Origin of the sequence: Proteus sp. fly-1013 (assembly GCF_040140245.1) — a bacterium.
GTDB lineage: Bacteria > Pseudomonadota > Gammaproteobacteria > Enterobacterales > Enterobacteriaceae > Proteus > Proteus mirabilis_B.
On record NZ_JBEEWD010000007.1, the window covers coordinates 73,684 to 95,691 of the forward strand.

A 22,008-nucleotide genomic window follows, 5' to 3' on the forward strand; every position below is an offset into this window, starting at 1 on the left:
GCGCTTTATTTCTGATGTATCAGTAAGTTGTATTCTGATGCTATTAAGGAATAAAGCGTTTTTTATTATCATATTATTGTATGAGCAAGGCTTTTTTTAACCTGTTGGAATTGGTACTCTTGTTGGCAGAATTTTTTTCCGTGTATCTTCTGCAACCAAGGATAATCTCCATGACAGAACAGGCAACGACTCGATTAAAGCCGGGTAAAATACTTGATACGCTAGGCGCAATGAAAAATAGTCTAACGCGAGTATCACAGCGTATTGCAGACTATATCCTGTTCCATCCTACAGAAGTTACTCAACTCTCTATTGCCCAACTTTCACAAGCAACAAAAGCGGGTGAAGCGACGGTTGTGCGTTTTTGCCGTACATTGGGTTATAAAGGGTTTCAAGATTTTAAAATGGATTTGGCGATTGAAATGGCGACCTCTGATAATGAAGAGTCGCCTATTCTTGATGCAGAAGTGACTCATCAAGACGATATCCATACCATTGGTTTAAAACTTCAAGCAACGATTAATAACGTACTATCAGAGACATTGAATCTGCTCGATATGAAGCAAGTTCAAGGTGCTGTAAATGCTTTATTATCAGCAAATTATATTTTTATTTGTGGTGTTGGCTCTTCAGGAATTACAGCCGAAGATTTAAAAAATAAGCTTATGCGAATTGGTTATCGTGTTGATGCTGTTACAAATAACCACTTTATGTATATGCAAGCTTCGTTATTAAAACCAGGCGATGTGGCTATTGGAATTAGCCATTCCGGTAATTCTCCTGAAACGGTCCATGCTCTTAAATTAGCTAAAGAAGCAGGAGCCAGCACGATCGCATTGACTCATAATTTAGGCTCACAAATTATGGAGTATGCTGATCATCATTTAATTAATGGTAACCGACAAGGGAAACTGCAAGGTGACTCTATTGGTACAAAAACAGCACAACTCTTTGTATTAGATCTTCTTTATACGCTATTAGTGCAAGCTCAGCCTGATATGGTTAAAGAGCAAAAATTGCGAACATTGAATGCGTTAAAACAGACTCACTCCGCATAAGTTTATCTCTACATTGTGTGATTTTTAGTGAAAATTGGCTAAAGATCACACTTTCATTTTTCTCTTCCTTTAATGCTCATTTCGTTATTGCGTTCTGAAGTATTGCTCCCTAATATAGAGTTAAGCTCCATAAAATTAATATAAAAGAAATTAACCTCCAAAGGAAGTTATCATGAACAAACTCTCTGGACTGATTGCCGCACCTCATACTCCTTTTGCAACTGATGGTAGCGTTAATTATTCTGTCATTGATGAAATAGCAAAACACCTAATTGCAAGTGGTGTGACAGGTGCTTATGTATTAGGAACAACAGGCGAAGGTATTCATTGTTCTGTTGAAGAACGTAAGAAAGTAGCTGAACGCTGGGTTAATGCAAGTCAGGGTAAGCTTGATCTTATTATTCATACAGGTGCATTAAGTATTGCTGATACGCTAGAACTTGCTCGCCATGCCGAAACCTTAGATATCAAAGCAACATCCGTTATTGGTCCTTGTTTCTTCAAACCAGGTAATGTTGATGATCTTGTTGAATATTGCCGTTTGGCCGCTGCTAGCGCACCTTCTAAAGGTTTTTACTATTATCACTCCACCATGTCAGGTTTAAATATTGATATGGAAAAATTCCTACAAGTAGCGGGTAAAACAATACCTAATTTATCTGGTATGAAATTTAATTCCCCGGATATGTATGAATTCCAGCGTTGCTTACGCGTAGATGGCGGAAAGTACGATGTTCCATTTGGTGTTGATGAATTTATTCCTGCTGGATTAGCCTGTGGTGCATCAAGCGCTGTCGGCAGTACATATAACTATGCTGCACCATTATATCTTGAAATTATTGAAAAATTTAAAGCTGGTGATCATGAAGGTGTTACTGCTTGCATGGATAAGGTGATTGCGATTATTCGTGTTTTAGTTGAGTACGGCGGTGTTGCAGCAGGAAAAGTAGCAATGCAGCTGCATGGTATTGATGTGGGCTCTCCTCGTCGCCCATTACGCCCAATGACAGCAGAGCAAAAAGCTGATGCATTAGCGAAGTTTAAAGCAGCTGATTTTCTGTAATCAATTTAGCTTTAATTGAATTATTTATAGATAGACCCATTTTTTAACATCTCTCCCCCTTTGATGTGACAGTGGCTTTTAGAAGAAAGCCACTTTTTTATTATTGACTCTAAAACTTGATTTTAAATGCCACTCAAACCAAAGTACGAGTTACTATTTTATTCTTATTAAGGTGTACGGATGGCATACGAATTCCTGACACAAGCAACACTCAAAAAACTGGCAACTGGCGAAATTTGGCAACGACAAGTTAATGATGAAAGTATTATTGATGTCAGCTTAAATGCAGGGCAATTAATAATTTCTCAGCCTGAAATTGAGGAAAGCTTTATTCCTTTTAGTCAAAAACTAATCGCTTATTGTGAACAGCTTGCGCTTAAGTTTCCATTTATTGAATTGACTCAACCACAAGAATTTCATTCCACATTATTAACAATTTTTAATCAACAAAATGAGCAGTTTAAACTGCAACGACCCGTATTATTATCGTGGTGTCATGAGATTGCAAAAATCTTTAATCAAATAAAAAGTATCGAAATTTTATTTAATGACGTTGTACTCACATCCAATGGCAGTTTGATATTAACGGGTATCTCAGAGGAATTAACACTCTTTAGGCAGCAAATTTATCAGCAAATCCCAATTGAAAGCGTGCTTCATAAAGACATTATTCATATCACGCTTGGGCGATTAGGTGAAAATACGTCATCAGCAGAGATGAAGCAGCTTTATGATGAGCTAGAGCAAAACCGATCATTAATACATCATGCGATTAATACCCCTATTATTATTCGACATCCAAAATTTGTGGTAAGCAAAGGTTCGCTTTCATCTGAAGTGCAATTGGGTTTAACGATGGAATTTAATCAGTTATGGCCATTTCGGTGCTATTAATATTAAGTATTAAATGGCTATCACATCTTTTTGTGACTAAAGCGATATGGCTAATTAGTATATAATCCAGCGATTCTTTTTATTTGGATTATTTTTTTGAATTATGAATGTCAAATATCGTGCTGATGTAGATGGTTTAAGAGCGGTCGCTGTTATTCTGGTTATCCTTTTTCATTTGGATAATCGCTTAATTCCGTCAGGGTTTATTGGTGTTGATATTTTTTTTGTGATCTCTGGTTTTTTGATTTCGCTGATAATTAAAACTTCATTATCACAAGGTAATTTTTCATTTCGTGATTTTTATAATCGTCGATTATGGCGATTACAACCACTTTATCTTGTCGTATTAATTTCAGTTCTAGTGATTTCTGGGCTTTTTTACCTACCTAGTGATTATTTGGATATTACAAATAGCGAGAAATATGCCTCAGCCTTCCTCTCTAATAAATATTTTGCGAGAGCGACAACCAGCTATGCAGCGCAAGATGCACTCTTTTTACCGTTATTGCATACATGGTCTTTAGCGATAGAGTGGCAATGGTATCTTTTTTTACCTTTTGCACTTTATTTTCTACATAAAATCAATGCAAAAGAAAGGGTTAATCATTTTTATCTAGTGGTGTTAGTCACTGCTATTTCATTTATTCTGGTGTTTTATTACCAAAAAGATCAACCGAAAAATTACTACTATTTTAGTACGCGGATCTTCGAATTTATGCTGGGAGCTTGTGTTGCCTACTTCCCAACAAAGATAAAACCTAATCAAAGAATAAATGACGTTATTAGCTTAATTGCGTTAGGTGTTATTGTTTGGGTTGCATTTCAAAACGATATTATTGCAGGTTATCCGAACCTTAATACGTTGTATGTTTGTCTTGGTGCTGCGCTAATCATTTATACCGGACAACATGGAAGCATTATTGAAAAAATACTCTCACTAAAGCCAATCGTGATTATCGGGTTATTATCTTTCTCTCTCTATTTATGGCATTGGCCATTATTTGCAGTTGCACGTTATATTGGTGTGTTTAATACAGAACTGCAAAAGGGATCGATGTTAGCATTAACCTTATTGCTATCGATTAGCTCTTATTTTCTGATTGAAAAACCGTTTAGAAGAAAGCGCTTAGCCTTTAAATATTCCATCACTCTCTTATTAATTATTCCTATTTTATTTGCTTTTGGGCTAAATGCATTGAATGAAAAATATCAAGGTATTGGAGCAAGGCTTGGTCAAAATTACGTTAATTTAGAAGAAAAATTGAATCAGTTTGATTATCCCAATCGAACTAAATGTATGAATTTTGAAGCCACTGATCCAGATAAAATGTGCCATATTGGTGAAGTAGGAAGTCAGAAAAAAGCCTTTTTATTTGGTGATTCTCATGCAAATCATTATTGGGGCTTTATGGATATTTTGGGTAAAGACGCCAAGATAGATGTATATGCACAAGCAACTTCATCGTGTATTACGCTTCCTAATATTTATCTTTATGACTGGTCTAATCATAAAAATACAGTTTATCAACGTTGTTACGATCAAACGGCGAAATATTATCAACTTATCAAGAATAGCCACTTCGATTATGTAATATTTGGGCAAGTTTGGAATAACTACGCGTCAAATCATGTCATTAATAAGATAGGTGATGTTAGAACCGTTGAAGAGTCTCGCAAACGTGTTGAGAAAGCGATGCGCGAAGCGCTTGATATTATTATTGCCACAGGGGCTAAGCCTGTTTTTATTAAAACAGTTAATTCTATGCCAAGTGGCTTTATGACCTGTTTTTATGAAAATGCAAAATTAAGAAAGGATTTTGCAGATAATAACTGTAACCCAAAAAACTATAAAGGTGAGGGAAACACATGGATGAATCAGTTATTTGTTAAGTTAAAAAAGGATTATCCAACTTTAATTATCATCGATCCTAAAGATGTGCAGTGTGATAAAAATGTCTGTCTAACCGATATAGAAGGTGTGCCAGTTTATCGTGATGTAGGACATATTACAGACTATGCTTCAACAATCTTTGGCATGATGTATTTAGAGCGTTTTGGTAATCCGTTAGTCGTGAAAAATCCTTAACAAGACAGTTAATCGATCATCAAAACAATAAAAAAGTGCGCAGTTATCTTAGATAAAGCGCACTTTTTATTTTTGAATATATTAATGATCCAAAGAAACAGAATGAACATGTTCAAGCTGTTTTAATGAGCAATAAAATTCGGGTAAGGTAATTTTTTGCCGAACTAACAGTTTCAAGTTCACTTCAACGCGCTCTTTTTTAATATCGCGAATAGTCAGATTCTCAATGACATCTTTATGGTTTTTTAAATACTCAATTAAAAGAGGAACACCGCTTTCATGAGTAAATAACATGCGCACTTTAATCTTACCTAAGCGTTGGTTTTTCATCTGAAATAGCACCACTTGCGGGCTAAGTTGAATAGCCATAAAAAAGAGAACAGTCACAATCATGGCATGCCAATAAAAACCTGAGCCACAAGCAATACCAACACCTGCTGACGCCCATACTATGGCTGCGGTCGTCAGACCTGAAATTGCATCATCACGTCGATGCAATATAACGCCAGCGCCAAGAAAGCCGACACCGCTGATAATTTGTGCCGCTAATCTCATGGGATCACTACGAATATTGTCTGAAATATTGGCGTAATATTCTGCAGATTGAATAGAGACAATGGTTAATAAACAACTGGCAACGGCAATAATGACACAGGTTTTAAAACCGACAGGTTTTCCCTTTGATTCACGCTCTAAGCCAATAAGGCCACCCAAAATAAAGGCGGCCAGTAATTTAGCGATACTTGATAGTGATAAAGGGCCAATGCTGCCAACAAACTGAATTAATGCGTCCACGGTTTGCTCCTAACGTTGGCCTATTATTCTAAGACTAAGGAGTTACTGCACCTTCTGGTGCTTTCTTGTCTTCGTTATTTTTCTTTTTACTCACATCATCTTTAAAGAAGAAGATAAAGAATAGGGTGACAACGGCAGCAACGATTGCTGGATATATCCAGAATGTTGACCACTGTGGTAATGCAGCATCACCTGTTTCTGTTACGGTTGAATTAAAGATTTGACCACAAATAGTGGAAGCAAATAATAAGCCGAAACCATTAGAGACAATAAAGCGTAGGCCTTGTGCTTGAGCACGAATTTCCGGTTTGGCTTTGCGGTCAACATAGATATCACCAGCAGTAAAGAAGAAGTCCCAACATAATCCCTGTAACATTAATCCGATAACGATAAAATAAAACTCTGTATTTACCGCGGCATAAGAGAAGAATATTGAGCGAATGATCCAGCTAACAGCACCTAAAAGTAATGTAATTTTGAAGCCAAACTTCATTAAGAAGAATGACAATACGAACATAAACAGAACTTCACAGGCTATACCTATTTGCATAATAGACGCCGCGTTATTAAAACCTAATGCTTTAATAAAAACGGGAATATAAGCGGAGTAAGCTGTTTTTGGGATCATTAAAATAAAGATACTAAACATTAAGATAGCGAAATAACGATCTTTAAATAATGAAAGCGCATCTAAACATAAAATATCACGAGTAGAGAATGGCTTACCTTTTGCTTTCGGTGGCGTGTTAGGTAAGGTAAAGCAGTAGAAACCAAGTAAAACACCCACAGCAGAAGCGATATACCAAGTCATCGTACTACCAGAGAAGCCCATTTCACCTAATATAAATCCGATGGCCATAAAACCAAACGTACCGAATACACGAATAATAGGGAAATATTTCACGCCATTAATATGGGAGAAACTAATACTATTTGAAAGCGCAGTTGTTGGATAATCCAATAATGAAAATTAAGAATAAAGTCATGCCACTGTTTTGTGCTTCAATAAATTGAGGAACACAAATAATGACTGCGGCATTAATTAAATGAAGGATGCCCATGACTTTTTGTGAAGCAAAGAAACGGTCAGCCACCATACCAATAAATAATGGGGAGATAATGGTAGCGACACCTAATAAAGCGTAGGCATTACCAATAATGCTTGCCATACCATAGCTACTTAATACCAGCCCCATAGTCATATTCCACGCACCTTGCATGAAATATTGCACAAACATCATTATCAGTAAGCGAGAGGTTATTTTCATATCCATCATCGTTCTCCTCTTAATTTGTTTCTAACGTTAATCCGTCGTAGGCAACGCGGATATTATGAGGAGCACAAACAGCTTCTAATTCGTGATGAAGCAATTTGCCGCTATGTGAAATATGCGAAACGGCAATTTGTGTATCTTGATGTAAACAACCTTGCTGTTGCAGTTTTTCTTTCGCTGCAAATACCGTTTCTAGGCTCATATGATTATCGGTACGATCTTTACCATTGAGTCCATAAGTACATTCAAAAACAACGATATCTAGTGGTTTATTTTCTAACCATTTCCATGTTAATTCAGGGAACCAACCAGAATCATGTCCATAGAAAATAACCTTGCCATCTTTCTCAATATGATAAACATAGCAAAGTTCCCATTTCGCATGATTAGCGAGTAATGGTGTAATTTTATAGCCATTTCTTTCGACAGTAACAAAAGGAATTAAGCAGTGAAAAGCAAAACGCTCTTTGCTGTAACCAGGTAAAACTTCGATACAACCATTAATCGCGCGATCATTACCAAAAATATGAAGAGGATGGTTAATTTCAAAACCATAACCTTCCATTCGGCTAAACAGATCGCCAACATTGAAATGATCCGGATGAGTGTGAGTGAATAGAAGGCTTTCAAAGTTGGTAGCATCCATTCCATCACGCATTAATTGGTAACTAAATGTAGGTGATACGTCGATTAACATAATGTCATCGACAATGGCAGAAGAGTGAGTTCTGATATCTTTCCCACCCAGTTCTCTTGCTTTTAGGCAGTGTTCACAACGGCAGAAGGGATTGGGTATGCCTTCTGAGGCAGCCGTCCCTAAAAAATGAAGTTTCATAAGAAATCCCCTTATCCTATTGTTTTATTATGATTTTATTAATTATCTGGTGTTGGCTATCTATAAGTTATAGATTAATTTGAACGTTCCAATAATAAAATGATGAAAATCATTTGCCAATAAATGAAGATCAGATCAGTGATCTCATTCAAATTAAATTTCTTATCATATTGATTAATATTGATATAACTTTTAATTGATATTGATAATTATTTGTTTTTGATAATTATTTGTTTTTGATAAGTAGTAAACGCTTGTTTTATAAACAAATTAAAAATGGAACGTTCAAATCAATTAGCAGTAGTCGCGATAAATAATTCAGGTATGCTAGTGAAAGCAGAAATTGAGATGGAAAAAGGTCAATGGCAACGATTAAAGATATTGCAAAATTAGCGGGTGTCTCTCATGGAACGGTTTCTAACGTATTGAATAAACGTGGAAATGTGAGTGTTGAGAAAATTGAAGCTGTGTATCAAGCCGCCAAAAAAATGGGCTATCAATTAAATACGCAGGCTCAACTGTTAAGAACCAATAAAAGCCATAAAATTGCCATACTTCTACCTCAATTAGTCTCTGAAAAATATGCCGTTTTCTTTAATTCCTTAAGACAGTCTATTGCTCACTTTCCTGAGGTCACTTACGATCTTTTTTTAACCGATGATCTTGAAACTACAGAATTAGAGGCGTTACAGAAAATTGCAGCAGGTGGCTATAAACAAGTGATCACCGTTAGCTGTCTCAAAGATGCAAATATCTATTTTGACACGTTAAAATTACCGCCTTCTCAAGTTGCATTTGTTTATCGTGAACCTCTAAATACTCAACGATATTTCACACTCGATTTTGCTCAAGCAGCAGAAGCTATTTGCCAACAGATTGCAAAAACGACAGGTAAATTAGTGGGTATTTTTATAGGAAGTAGCGACTATGTAAATAATCAAAACTTTGCCAATGAATTACAAAATCGACTTTTAGAGAAGGCACCCAATAAGAAAAATGTGGTGCTTTGTGCGTCAGATGAAGAGAGTTATAAAATTGCGTTTGATTTCTTTTCTATGGAGCAAATCCCAGACATATTTATTGCTCAAGATATAGAGAAAGCACGTTATTTAACACAAGCCAGTTATTTCGGTAGTCATAATGATTGCCCACCTATCTTTGCATTGAGCGACAATATTCCACCTGTATTAAAAGGGTTGTATTACTTTCCAATGAATTACGCTCAACTTGGATTAGAAGTCATGGATGCATTAATGCAAGAAGAGGATGAAGGTGAAATAACTGAAAAGAATGTGACTTGTGTGCGTAATCAAAGTGACCATCTTTATACTTTAACTCCGGCAGTTATCAGTGAAGATAAAGCGGATATCAGTCTTAATTTACTGATTTTACCTAGCCCTTCAACCAGTGCATTAAAAAAGCTATTACCTCATTTTTATCGCCAAACAGGCATTAAAGTTAATTTAGCGATACACCCTTACGATGAAGTTTATCAAATATTAAGTCAGTTACATTTGCACCCATATTATGATTTATTGCGTATTGATATGGCTTGTTTTCCTTGGTTTGCAGAAAGAATATTACAGCCATTAGATAAAATCGGTAACGGATTAACAGACTTATTAAATAATTTTTCACTGCCTACTCAGCAGAAATTTAGTTTAGTGAATAATGTTGCTTACGCCATGCCTTTTGATGCCAGTGCGCAACTCTTGTTTTATCGAAAAGATTTGTTTGAAGATCCTATTTTAAAAAGAATGTATTACGAAAAAACAGGTAATGAGTTAACCGTACCGACAACATTTGAAGAATACGATAATGTGACGCAGTTTTTTACTGAACAACATGAAGAAGGGCAATTAAGTCGCCCAATGGGAGCTTCAACAACATTGGGTAGTGCAGGGCTGATCGCAACAGAGTATTTATTACGTTATTACGCAAAAGGCGGGTGTTTAATAGGAAGTCATAATATTCCTAGATTGGAAATGCCTTTAGCTGGTGAAATATTAGAAGAATATTTAAAACAGTTGTCGATCACTGAGAATATTCATAATAAGTGGTGGAGTGAGTCGGTTAGACAATTTGAGCAAGGGCATCTTGCTATGCTTATCGCTTATATGAATTTATTTAACGATGTTGCTCATAGTAATATTTTACCTAAAACAGGTTTTGCACCTGTACCGGGAAGTATTCCGCAATTAGGCGGTGGTGTATTAGGGGTTTCGCGTTATAGCCAAAAATCACAATATGCAGAGCAATTTTATCGTTGGCTTTATTCCCCAATGGTTATGGATCACCTTATTTTATTAGGTGGAAACAGTAATCATCAAAATTTCAGCCATAACCAAGAAATTAGTCATCGTTATCCGTGGATGACATTGGCTTATCAAGAAATTAATAAGGGAATACGAGAGTCATCAGTACCAAATGGCAAATTATTTAATTTACGCCAAGCAGAAACGATTATTGGGCAAGGTATTACTAATGTCGTTAATAATATTATGACGATAGACGAGACTATCGAATATATAAATCAGCGTTTGTTAATAGATACTCAAGGTGAGCGGTAAGGTTTTGATTTAACAGAAATAATAAGGATGTGGGATTTTTAAGAGCTTCATTTAGAGGCATTTATCTTCTTTTTAGGGAATTTTCTGTGGGCTTTGTTATTGATATATCGAATAATTTAGTTACTGTTGATCATGCACATAATGATTTTTGTGTTACAACTCCAAATGGAAATCCTGCTATTTTTTTTCTTGGAGATCTTAAAGTAACTTCTATTTTTTCTCGAACTAAAGGTAAACGAGATCGCTCTTTACCTGGTGATAATAGTCCAATGCTTTATGCTTTAAAGGGAATGCATGGTCTTATCACCAGACCCAGAGATATCGGAATGCTATGTCTTAGTTTTCGTCAAATATTACCCGCCTTTTTAAGTAACACATCCCAATGGGATTGGATTGTTCCTTTACCTTCAAGTAGTTCTGTGTGTAATCGATTTGCTAGCATGGTTCAAAAAAGAACTCAGATAGGTATTTGTCAGCCAAATGCTTTAGATAAAGTAACTTCAGCAGAAGTTTTACGTTGTACTCGAGATTTAAAGATCTCTTCAAAAGATAAAAGTGCTATTCACGAAGATATTAAACGATTTATCTCATCAAATAGCCTAGAAACTCCATTTCAAATAAAAGCGATAAAGAGAATAAAATTACGTAAATATGTTAATCCTCTTATGTGGGGAAATATTCTTTGCAGCACTGAGCCTCCACAACGAATATTATTAGTTGATGATATGATAACGACAGGAACATCTTTAGTGTGCGCAGAGAATATTATTAGAGCTCGTTACCCTAATGTGAGAATTGAAGCATTGACAATATTTGGCTCATCTCGAAAATGAGTATGGCTTGCATTACAATTACTATCAATATAGTATTTGTTCAAGAGCTGGTATGAGCGGCCCTGCTCTATAAATTATCGAACGTCGCCCGCGCTGCACCCTTGTATATGGTCAGATCGTAAGGATCAAAATGTATACACCTTAGGAAGCGGATAAGGCAACAATGCAAAGTTGTAAAATATTGCAAGTTTAGATCTGTATTGTTTAAGCAAAAAGCACCTATTTAAGGTGCTTTTTGTCGTTTAGGTGAGCTAATTTAAAGTAAGAATATGGCTTTAAAAGGGTAAGGACGATAATCAAGTAAGTCAGGATTGTAATTACTCGCCCGCTAATGCTCTTGGAAATAATAAGTTGTTTTCTAAGCTAATATGATTCATTAAATCGTCAATAAACTCATTAATACCATTATAAAGTACTCGCCATGTGGTGCAGGCTTCAGGTGGTGGTGTGACGTTTTTGGTAATAAATTTAATCACTTCAACAATTTCACCTGCATCATCATGTTCGTGTTCCATAACACTAATAGGGGCCCCAGCTTGGCTTCCCAATCCATTCTTTATCATAGGAAAGAGAATGCGTTCCTCTTTCATCATATGGCTTGTTAGCTCTTCTAATAATAGTGTTAATTGGCGAGATAACCCTTTAGGGACAGTCGGTTTTGCTTCATGAACTCGTTCTACTTTTTCTGCTTGTAGAATAAGCTCCGGTAATTGTGCTCTATGTTTGTCATGATAACGAACAATAATAAAATCAATAATTTCACTTAATGGTGCTTGTCGCCAATCTTTTTCTAATGGCTGTTCTGAAAGGGCAATTAATTTACTTTCAATTTCATCAATGTTGAGTCCTGCTTTCTCCGCAGATTTGCTTAATGTTCTTTTTCCTCCACAGCAGAAGTCGAGGTTATATTGGCGGAATATGGCACTGGCGCCGGAAATGGATAGGGCCAGTTGGCCTAATGGTTGGTCACGTAAGTTCATAATTTCCTCGTCATACTTCAAGTTGCAGCGTTGTTGACTGTGTTCATTCGCACTAGTCACATACTTATACTCGTCATACTTCAAGTTGTAGCGTTGTTGACTGCGTTCATTCGCACTAGTCACATACTTATGTATGCTCCTAGCGACTCATTTACTTGTCGCCTAGCTACACCTCGAATTATTTAGAGTATCTGTTTGCGTCTATTTAAGTTGTAACTCTTGAATTATTTAGAGTATCTGTTTGTGTCTATTCAAGTTATAGCGTTGCTGATTTTGTTTAGCGATATCACTGCTTAAATTAAGCGGACAGTGCTCTTAATAAAGCAAAAGCTTCTTTTACTTGTTCTTCCGTTACGACAAAGGCGCGCAATACGTCGTTTTCATCAAAGCCTTTGGCGATAACACCCGATTGTGTTGTATTAATATTCCACGTTAAGTCATTACGAGCAGTTTCACCGGCAAGATGTAGTGGCATTAACGGTGTTTTCACCCGAATAATCATCGGTGGTAAATTAAGAGGTGCATTGTTTTCGCCCACAAGTGATTTTGCTAAATGCATCGCACTTAATTGTATTGGCTGTAAAAAGGGTAATAAATTACCGTTGATTTGTGCACAATCGCCCAAGGCATAAATATCGCTATTACTGCTTTGTAGATATTCATTCACAATAATCCCACGATCAGTATGCAAACCTGCAAGATGGGCAAGCTCTATATTTGGCGTGAGTCCTGTTGCGGCAATAACACAATCAACGGTTAATTGATGATGTCGATTAAATGTCGCTAAAATACCGTTGTCGGTTTGTGCTAATGACTGTAATGGTGATTTCAGCATTAATCGTACACCAATTTCAGTGAGGCTAGATTGCAAGCGTCCACTGAGATCGGAGGGGATCAGGGAAGATAATAATTGTCCTGAAATATCTGCAAGGATCACTTCTTTACCTGCCCGACTAAAGTCCATCGCTAATTCAGTACCAATTAAACCCGCACCTAAAATTAATACGCGCTTAGCTTGATGAATTTGTGCTTCATAAGTTCGATATTCTTGTTGGCTATTAAGCGTAAACATTAACTCATGGCCCGAAATAGCAGGACAATAAGTTTTAGCGCCAGTCGCTAATACCAATTTATCGTAATACCATTGCTCACCTTGAGTGCTCTGAATACGTTTTTCATCCGTATTAATATCAACAATTTGTGTATAAGGATAAATGGATAGTTGATATTGTTGCGCAAAGTCTTCAGCTGTTTGTTTTGTTAGATCATCCGCATTTTGAGCCTGACTAATAACATGGCTTAAATCTGGCTTGTTATATTCATCAATGCTGTCTGAGGCAATGAGGGTAATGGGAATATCTGCATTAAATTTGCGAATATTTTTGACTAATTGGCGCGCAGCAAACCCCGCACCAATAATAACAATCCCATTATTGAGAAGATCTGTACTCATTTTGCCTCCTTTGCAAGCGCATCAAAGACATCTTTTCCTAATGAGCATTCAGGGCATAAGAAGCTATCAGGTACTTCACTCCATGGTGTATTAGGTTGAACGTTTTGCATTGGTTCACCTACTGCTGGATCGTAAATCCATTGGCATACACTACATTGCATACGTGGACCTAAATCAATAGCTTCAACACTTGTGGTAACTTCAGGTTGTGATGAGGTTGTACAACAAGATTGGGTCGCAGGAAGTGGCGCTAAAGCCCATTGACGTGCAATTTCACGGCCATACTCACGACAAATCTCTTGTGCTTGCATGTCTGGACGCCATTTGGTTTTTAGCGCTAGTGCGGTTTCAAATCCAGCATCCATTAAGCGGGTTTGGATACGGTCAACGGCACCGCCATTCCAACCATAACTCCCAAAAGCAGCGGCTTTCTTATTACGAAAACGTAAGCCCGTCATCTCTTCAAGCATGGCGGCAATTTTTGGCATCATGACATTATTCATTGTTGATGAACCAACAAGCACGCCTTTAGAACGAAATGCACTGGTAATAATGTCATTTTTATCACTTTTGGCGACGTTATAGCTTTTTACAAACACGTTAGGATCAATTTCATTGATACCTTGTGCAATGGCATCTGCCATCATACGGGTATTGTTAGACATGGTGTCATAGAAAATAGTGATGCGATCTTCTTGATAGTCTGCTGCCCATTTTAAATATAATTCAACGATTTGTGTTGGATTATCACGCCATACCACGCCGTGAGAAGTGGCAATCATATCGACAGGTAAATTAAAGCCTAAAATTTCATTAATTTTGGGTGTTACAAGGCGGCTAAATGGCGTCAAAATATTGGCGTAATAGCGTTGGCATTGCTCAAATAATTCTGTTTGGTCAACTTCATCGTTAAATAAACGCTCATCACAATAGTGCTGACCAAAGGCATCATTACTAAATAAAATCGCGTCACCCGTTAAATAGGTCATCATACTGTCAGGCCAATGTAGCATTGGCGTTTCAACAAAAATTAGTTGCTTACCATTGCCAATATCAAGGCTATCGCCTGTTTTAACGATATTAAAATTCCATTCAGGGTGATGGTGATGACCATTGATTGAATCAATCGCATTTGCTGTGCAATAAATTGGGGTATTAGGAATAAAAGACATCAGCTCAGTAAGTGCGCCAGCATGATCTTCTTCTGCATGATTAATAATAATGTAATCAATCTCTTCCAGATTAATTTGAGCTCGTAAATTTTGTACAAACTCGCGACTAAATTTATGGTCAACTGTATCAATAAGGACATTCTTTTCTTCACGTATTAGGTAGCTGTTATAGCTACTTCCTAATAATGTTTTATATTCAGTGCCATGAAAATCACGAACTTCCCAGTCACGTTGTCCAACCCAATTAACATTATTTTTAACATGAATAGCCATTTTGTATTGTTCCTTCTCATTAATCTTTTCATAGGGATATGTATAGATATAATCAAGAAGCGTGCCAGTTTTTATCTTATTGTTTTAAAATGACTTTTGTTTTTACGGTGATTTAAATATTGTCAATATGACTATCTTTATCATGTCAAAATGACCATAATAACAGTCATAATGACTATGAGGTGTTTTTATGGGCTTTTCCGTTGATGTGTTGGCTAAAATTGCCATTGAATTACAAAAAGATGTGGGTCATCAAGATAGGTTTCAGCGACTGGTGACCACGCTTCGGCAAGTGTTAAATTGCGATGCAGCTGCGTTGCTTCGTTATGAGCCTCATCAATTTATTCCATTAGCCATAGATGGTCTTGTACCTGATGTTTTAGGTCGTCGGTTTTTACTCGAAGGACATCCTCGCCTTGAAACTATCGCGCGGGCGGGCGACGTGGTTCGCTTCCCCGCGGACAGCGATTTACCCGACCCTTATGATGGACTTATCCCAGATAGAGAGCATTTAAAAGTTCATGCTTGTGTGGGATTACCATTATTTGCAGGGCAAGATTTAATTGGTACGTTAACACTTGATGGAATGGACCCTCATCAGTTCGATACTTTTAGTGATGAAGAATTACGTTTAATTGCTGCATTAACCTCTGGTGCATTAAATAATGCGTTATTGATTGAGCAACTCGAAAATCAAAATATGTTATTTACGCCAACCAATACGTTTAAGCCTACAGTAAAAACAGAAATTATTGGTTTATCGCCTTCGATGATGCAACTGAAAAAAGAGATAGAAATTGTTGCCCCCGCAGATATGAATATTCTAGTGAGTGGAGAAACGGGAACGGGTAAAGAGCTGGTGGTAAAAGCCATTCATGAAATGTCTAATCGTGCAGATAATCCGTTAGTCTATTTAAATTGCGCGGCACTTCCTGAGAGTGTGGCAGAAAGTGAATTATTTGGGCATGTGAAGGGAGCTTTTACCGGCGCAATTAGCCATCGTAGTGGTAAATTTGAAATGGCAGATAATGGAACTTTATTTCTTGATGAAATAGGCGAATTATCATTATCACTCCAAGCTAAATTACTGCGTGTCTTACAATATGGTGATATTCAACGTATTGGTGATGATCGTAATTTACGCGTTAATGTGCGTGTATTAGCGGCAACGAATCGTGATTTATGGGAAGAAGTATTAGCGGGAAATTTTCGTGCCGACCTTTTCCATCGGTTAAGCATTTTTCCTTTACATGTTCCGCCATTACGAGAAAGAGATGAAGATATTTTGCTATTAGTAGGTTATTTTTGCGAGCAATATCGTCAGCGTTTTAACCTCACGCAAGTGATTATTAGTCCTGAATTACGCCTTTATTTATTACACTATTCTTGGCCAGGCAATGTTCGTGAATTAGAACATACCATTCATCGAGCAATTGTGTTGGCAAGAGCTGGAAATAAAACCGATAGCCTTATTTTACAAGTTAGCCATTTTGCTTTAGGGGCTGAAAATCCAGTTCACTCTACCTCTCAAGCATTACCTTCGGAAGAAAAGAATTTAAAAGAAGCAACAGATGAATTTCAGCGGGATTTAATTAAACAAGCATTGCTACGTAATAACCAAAATTGGGCGGCAACGGCGCGAGAATTATCACTCGATCCCGCTAACTTACGTCGTTTAACCAAACGATTAGGATTAAAGTCGTCATAATTTAAAAAGAAATGTCTTAAACGAAAAAAGGTAATTTGGGTGCGTGGTCCAAATTACCTTAAATAATTATGTTAGGATGATAAGTTGTTAATAAATTTCTATTTTCTGAATGCGTTCACCGTGATGGTTACCAGTTCTGTCAATGTGCTATAAAATTGGCTATACCCACTCATTTTTAATTTATTTAAATAGTGAGGTAGCCATGTGGTCAAATGAAGGGATAATAATTCATTAACCGCTTCTTCTCTGTTTTCTGATGCCAATACCGCAGCTTGAAATAACATCAAACCGATATGATCAACAGGCTCTGGAAAAGGCGTGTTTACTTTTAAGCGTTCCCGTTTTAAAAACTCACTTAGTGCAAGGGTAGAATCCCCTTGTAATAAGCCTTCAGGATCTAAATAGACTGAGCCCCAAGGGGGGGCTGGCAATGCATTAGGGCCAACAAAAAGATTTTGCCATTGGGTTTTTAATTGCTCTGTATCGATAGAAACAGAATCAATTAAACGTTCACACAAGCGGCTTTCAATTTTACAAGGCCACTGTGCTGCAAAATCCCCAGTTTTAAAAAAGTTGAGTGCCGTTTTATTGGTGTCATCATCAGGTGGGAATAAATAACAAATTCCCAATAAATTAAATGCAGCCGCATAATAAGAGAGTCTGCTCATAATTTTTGATACTTCCTTAAACAAACCCCAATTAATGAGGTTTGTTTTTTATTATTTAAACAACAAGCTCAATTACAATTAGTGAATTGAGTAGAAAACATAACGCAACATAAAGTCAGCGATAATCGCGATAACGCAACCAAGTGCAAAAATAGACTCGGTTGTTTTACCTTGATTTTTAGGGGCTAGGAATTTTACTAAACTATAGCCACAAGCCAATACTGCAAAGGTTGCTAAGATCCAGCATGTAGTACGTAATGAACCAATGGAGTAATACACTTGAATAGGTGATAACGGGAATGTCACCGATTTTTGGCTATATAACGTGCTAGTTAAATATTGCTCATAAAAAGGTTGATACAGTAATCGACCGATTAAGCTAAATGCCATTATTCCCCATAATTGCCATTTCCAGCGCATTGGGAAAGAGTCTTGTGGTATTTCAATACCTAACTTACTTCCTATGCGTTGTAATACTTTGATCAGCAAAAAGAAAATAGCAGCACCAAGCGTTAGCATCGCACCAAAGAACATCACGTAAGTATTAGGGTCCATCCATGTCAAAATGGAGGTATGGCGGTAAATCGATGCCATGCAATAAATATCAAATAGCCCAATCAGAATGCTGGTACTTAATAACAGCATTGAGAGTTTGCGAGTGCGCCAGAGCCATAAAAAGGTTAATCCTAGGCAACCGACAAAAATAGCAGTGACGGCGACTTCACGACTTAGCCAAGCAGAAAAAACATTTCTAATGGCATTAGGGGCATTTAATGGCACACCTAAGTGAGTAATTGAAGCGATAGAGCCTAAACCGGCTAATCCACAAATAACAAATAAGGCTAACAGCATAAAACGATAGTAGCTTTCTGCATTGAGATAATGAGAAAGGCGGCGAGCAAAAAGCCCTGTTGTTAGCGCAAGACCAATGGTCGCATTCATCATAAATGTGAAGATTAATAATGACCATTCATTCATTTTCTTTCTCCCTTATTATTAATTCCGTCATTATTGGCACCCTGATGTGGGTTAATAACAAGGTTTGGATGCGTTATTTCAGGGGAAGGTAAACCCGTGACATAATCTAAATCACCATAGCGTTCACGCAGTTCATCAATAGGACCAAATTGGATTGCACCTAGCGGACAAGTCGCAACACAAACGGGTTGTTCACCTTTTTGCTGTAAATCGATGCAAAAGTCGCATTTTGATATCTGTTTGGTTTCTGGATTCATTTGTGGCGCACCGTAAGGGCAAGACCACGCACAAGCACCACAACCGACACATTTGTCTGTATCTACCATGACAATGCCATCGCCTTCACGCTTATGCATTGCTGTTGTTGGGCAGTTTTTAACGCAGATTGGGTCGTCACAATGGTTACAAGAGATAGACAACGTGTAAGCAAAGACATTATTGACCAGCGCACCTTTAGGATTGCGGGTATAACCGCCGCCAGTGATTTCATAAACACGACGAAATTTGCGTCCAACATCGAGGTTGTTTTTATCTTTACAAGCAACCTGACACGCCTTACAACCTGAACAGCGAGCGCTGTCGATATAAAATCCTAACTGTTTGTTGCTCACAGCGGGATAAACGATAAATTTACTCATGCTTTTGCTACCTCGACCAATAATGTTTGGTGAGCATTGCCGTGTGCCATTGCGGTGCTACGGGATGATGTTAATACGTTGGCACATCCACCTTGATCTATGCCTTTTGCATCAGGTTGCCACCAAGCACCTGCTTGCAAGGCGACGACACCAGGCATAATTCGCTGTGTTAATTTGACGGGAACCATCGTGATCCCACGATCGTTATACACTTTGACTTTTTCGCCTTCTTTGATGTTTCTATCTTGAGCATCTAACGGGTTTAGCCAGAGTTCTTGGCGCTGTACTTCTTGCAACCAAGGGTTGGCAAATTGCGTTGAGTTTGCGCGGTTACGCCCTTTCCATGTGATAAGTTGTAATGGGAATTTATCCGTTAACGTATCTTCAGGACCCTCAATGGCGGGTACATAATGAGAGAGCGCAGGAATATCGACATTATTCATGTCATATAAACGCTTAGAGAAAATCTCAATTTTGCCTGATGGCGTTGGGAATGGATTATTCTCGATATCTTGGATATTTTTCTCAAACGCCACATTTTGAGTATGTGGACGATGTTTTAATAGATGACGACGTTTAACTAACAACTCTTTAAAGGTTGGAATACCGTCTTCAGGGCGTTTAACACTCGCGTCATCAACTAAATATTCAATCCAATCACGGTCAGTCTCTTTGCCTTCGCTAAATTGCTCACCTACACCTAATTTATCGGCAACTTCACGTAACCAGTCGTAGTCAGTGCGGCGTTCAAATTCAGGCTCAATCACTTTTTCAGAAAGAATAATGTAGTCGCCATAGCTCCATGTACCACCGATATTCCAGCGTTCTAAGAAGCTGGTTTCTGGCAGTAAAATATCGGCGTATTTTGCACTTGGGGTTAGATAGAGATCACTACAAACGATAAATTCTACTTTTGATTCATCTTCAAGTACTTTTGCAGCATGAAGAATATCGGTATTTTGGTTTGTCATGTAGTTACCCGCCATTGAGAAAATCATCTTGATTTCAGTATCAAGTTTCTCGGCGTTCAGTAACCCATTTTGTGGCGTGACTAAATTCTTATCTTCACACGCTTGTACCCAGTTGGTGATATTGATTTTCGCTTTTACTGGGTTAGTTAATAGGCTTGGCCCTGCAATGGTTTTACGCAGTTCAGAGTTTAATGCCATGCCATAACCCGCAGCCCAACCACCACGAACACCGACATTACCAGTGATAGTCGCAAGTAATGTCGCACCCCGCGCCGTCCGTTCACCACAAATATGACGTTGAGGACCCCAGCCTTGCATTAATGCCGCCGGTTTTGTCGATGCATATTCACGAGCTAATTGCTTAATGGTATCTGCTGGGACTTTAGTGATGGTTTCAGCCCACTCTGGGGTTTTCTTAACACCATCTTTTTTACCCATTAAATAGGCAACTAAAGATTCATTTTCACCTACACCTTCAGGCATTTGGTGTTCATCAAAGCCAACTGTGTATTTATCGATAAAGGCTTGATCGTGCAGATTTTCGCTTACGATGACATACATCATCGCATCCATCATGGCGTTATCTGTCGTTGGCAGTAACGGGATCCACTGATCAGCTAAAGAAGAAGCGGTATCTGAATAACGCGGGTCAACGACAATAAATTTAGTGCCGTTTTTCTTCATTTTTTGGAAGAAATGGTTTGAATGACCAAAAATAGTTTCGTTAGGGTTATGACCCCATAAAATCACAAGAGGGGTATTTTCTAACGTATCGAGTGTGCTACCACTGGCGGCTGTACCGTAAGTATAAGGAGTGACCGCAAGGGTATTACCGTTACTGACAGAGTGATAGTTTTCCAGAAAACCGCCTGTGATATTAAACAGACGACGTAACATATTCGCACCAGAGAAAATACCGCCAGTCACACCTGTACTTAAACTCACAAAGCGAGATGCTGGACCATATTGCTGGTTAATACGTTGCATATTTTGCGCAATAAGGGTGGTTGCTTCTTCCCAAGTGATACGTTCGAATTTACCTTCGCCACGTTTACCCACGCGTTTCATTGGGTATTTTAAACGGTCTGGATGATAGACAAATTTACGATAACCACGGCCTCGTACACAGGCACGCATAATTGGCATTTCTTCATCTAAATCAGCATCTGGGCGTGTACTAATACGGGTAACTTTGCCGTCTTTTACATGGGCACGAATGTCACATTTACCGCCACAGTCAAAGCTACTGCAAGTTGAAACAACGCGCTCACCATCTTCGGTTGTTATTGATTTTACTGGGATAGCGTTATCAGTTGTCGCAGCAAAAGAGTTTGATGCGAGAAAAGGAAGGGTGACTAATGCTGAGCTCGCTTGAATAAAGTGACGGCGGCTAACATCGTTGAGAATGCTCTTTGTATCACTATCGTGATCGGACTGATTGCTCATAATGAACTCTACCTTAAACATAATAGGCGGATCCCGATATACCCGATACTTGATATAAAGAATGTGCGTGATTTTTCTAGGCTATGAATAAAGGGAATGCCTGGTATCCGCTGCATTATTATTGAATGCATAGATAATTGCAGAATGCTCGAAATAACATCTGCGAGAGGGATAGTAGTTGATTAATCTTTTGCCAACATTCTAAAACCAGACAATGACATTCGAATTTCAGCCTATTTACAAGGGGTGTTAAAAGCTCGTTTTTTGATTGTTAATAGGGTTTGTTAAATAGATATCAAGAAGGTTTAAATTT

The 22,008-nt window shown here is 37.8% G+C and carries 16 protein-coding genes and 1 pseudogene; 7 read left to right on the plus strand and 10 right to left on the minus strand.

Annotated features, from left to right (window positions below; all coding sequences use genetic code 11):
- Positions 1-170 precede the first annotated feature (170 nt).
- The 4 genes from ABN236_RS14070 to ABN236_RS14085 all read left to right on the plus strand — a co-directional run bounded on the left by ABN236_RS14070 (position 171) and on the right by ABN236_RS14085 (position 5,101).
- Positions 171-1,058 (plus strand): MurR/RpiR family transcriptional regulator, encoded by an 888-nt coding sequence (locus ABN236_RS14070; protein ID WP_088494247.1) that lies wholly within the window; start codon positions 171-173, stop codon positions 1,056-1,058.
- A gap of 172 nt (positions 1,059-1,230) precedes the next feature.
- On the plus strand, positions 1,231-2,121 hold the full coding sequence (locus ABN236_RS14075; protein ID WP_194951460.1) for a dihydrodipicolinate synthase family protein: 891 nt from the start codon (positions 1,231-1,233) through the stop codon (positions 2,119-2,121).
- Positions 2,122-2,301: 180 nt separating this feature from the next.
- Positions 2,302-3,015 carry a hypothetical protein gene (locus ABN236_RS14080; RefSeq protein ID WP_349474267.1) on the plus strand — a complete coding sequence of 238 codons (714 nt, stop codon included), beginning with the start codon at positions 2,302-2,304 and terminating at the stop codon, positions 3,013-3,015.
- A gap of 103 nt (positions 3,016-3,118) precedes the next feature.
- The gene (locus ABN236_RS14085) at positions 3,119-5,101 is read left to right on the plus strand and encodes an acyltransferase family protein (protein WP_349474268.1); all 1,983 of its coding nucleotides are present in this window, start codon (positions 3,119-3,121) and stop codon (positions 5,099-5,101) included.
- An 81-nt stretch (positions 5,102-5,182) separates the two neighbouring features.
- Here ABN236_RS14085 and ABN236_RS14090 read toward each other — a convergent pair whose 3' ends face one another.
- From ABN236_RS14090 to ABN236_RS14100, 3 genes and pseudogenes are all read right to left on the minus strand, one after another.
- Positions 5,183-5,896, minus strand: coding sequence for an MgtC/SapB family protein (locus ABN236_RS14090; RefSeq protein ID WP_109395250.1), 714 nt, complete (start codon positions 5,894-5,896; stop codon positions 5,183-5,185).
- Positions 5,897-5,930: 34 nt separating this feature from the next.
- Positions 5,931-7,170, minus strand: a pseudogene (locus tag ABN236_RS14095) (MFS transporter).
- 13 nt (positions 7,171-7,183) lie between these two features.
- Positions 7,184-8,005 carry an MBL fold metallo-hydrolase gene (locus tag ABN236_RS14100; RefSeq protein ID WP_006534465.1) on the minus strand — a complete coding sequence of 274 codons (822 nt, stop codon included), beginning with the start codon at positions 8,003-8,005 and terminating at the stop codon, positions 7,184-7,186.
- Positions 8,006-8,367: 362 nt separating this feature from the next.
- Here ABN236_RS14100 and ABN236_RS14105 point away from each other — a divergent pair, with 362 nt between their 5' ends.
- Both ABN236_RS14105 and ABN236_RS14110 read left to right on the plus strand, forming a co-directional pair.
- Positions 8,368-10,575 carry an extracellular solute-binding protein gene (locus ABN236_RS14105; RefSeq protein WP_349474269.1) on the plus strand — a complete coding sequence of 736 codons (2,208 nt, stop codon included), beginning with the start codon at positions 8,368-8,370 and terminating at the stop codon, positions 10,573-10,575.
- A gap of 86 nt (positions 10,576-10,661) precedes the next feature.
- Positions 10,662-11,408 (plus strand): phosphoribosyltransferase, encoded by a 747-nt coding sequence (locus ABN236_RS14110; protein ID WP_349474270.1) that lies wholly within the window; start codon positions 10,662-10,664, stop codon positions 11,406-11,408.
- A gap of 317 nt (positions 11,409-11,725) precedes the next feature.
- Here ABN236_RS14110 and ytfE read toward each other — a convergent pair whose 3' ends face one another.
- The 3 genes from ytfE to norV form a co-directional block, all read right to left on the minus strand.
- On the minus strand, positions 11,726-12,388 hold the full coding sequence (gene ytfE, locus ABN236_RS14115; RefSeq protein WP_194951456.1) for an iron-sulfur cluster repair protein YtfE: 663 nt from the start codon (positions 12,386-12,388) through the stop codon (positions 11,726-11,728).
- A 298-nt stretch (positions 12,389-12,686) separates the two neighbouring features.
- The gene (norW, locus tag ABN236_RS14120; protein ID WP_349474271.1) at positions 12,687-13,841 is read right to left on the minus strand and encodes an NADH:flavorubredoxin reductase NorW; all 1,155 of its coding nucleotides are present in this window, start codon (positions 13,839-13,841) and stop codon (positions 12,687-12,689) included.
- Positions 13,838-15,286 (minus strand): anaerobic nitric oxide reductase flavorubredoxin, encoded by a 1,449-nt coding sequence (gene norV, locus ABN236_RS14125; protein ID WP_098941608.1) that lies wholly within the window; start codon positions 15,284-15,286, stop codon positions 13,838-13,840. The genes norW and norV overlap by 4 nt, the downstream gene beginning before the upstream one ends.
- A gap of 190 nt (positions 15,287-15,476) precedes the next feature.
- Here norV and norR point away from each other — a divergent pair, with 190 nt between their 5' ends.
- Positions 15,477-16,994 (plus strand): nitric oxide reductase transcriptional regulator NorR, encoded by a 1,518-nt coding sequence (gene norR / locus ABN236_RS14130; protein WP_318620340.1) that lies wholly within the window; start codon positions 15,477-15,479, stop codon positions 16,992-16,994.
- Between the two features lie 98 nt (positions 16,995-17,092).
- Here norR and dmsD read toward each other — a convergent pair whose 3' ends face one another.
- The 4 genes from dmsD to ABN236_RS14150 all read right to left on the minus strand — a co-directional run bounded on the left by dmsD (position 17,093) and on the right by ABN236_RS14150 (position 21,695).
- Positions 17,093-17,662: a Tat proofreading chaperone DmsD gene (dmsD, locus tag ABN236_RS14135; protein ID WP_270756351.1), complete on the minus strand. Its 570-nt coding sequence runs from the start codon at positions 17,660-17,662 to the stop codon at positions 17,093-17,095.
- Between the two features lie 78 nt (positions 17,663-17,740).
- Positions 17,741-18,640 carry a dimethyl sulfoxide reductase anchor subunit family protein gene (locus ABN236_RS14140; RefSeq protein WP_318620344.1) on the minus strand — a complete coding sequence of 300 codons (900 nt, stop codon included), beginning with the start codon at positions 18,638-18,640 and terminating at the stop codon, positions 17,741-17,743.
- A complete protein-coding gene (locus tag ABN236_RS14145) occupies positions 18,637-19,278 on the minus strand; it encodes a DMSO/selenate family reductase complex B subunit (protein ID WP_349474272.1) in 642 nt (213 codons plus the stop codon). The genes ABN236_RS14140 and ABN236_RS14145 overlap by 4 nt, the downstream gene beginning before the upstream one ends.
- A complete protein-coding gene (locus ABN236_RS14150; protein ID WP_194951450.1) occupies positions 19,275-21,695 on the minus strand; it encodes a DMSO/selenate family reductase complex A subunit in 2,421 nt (806 codons plus the stop codon). The genes ABN236_RS14145 and ABN236_RS14150 overlap by 4 nt, the downstream gene beginning before the upstream one ends.
- Between the last annotated feature and the right edge of the window lie 313 nt (positions 21,696-22,008).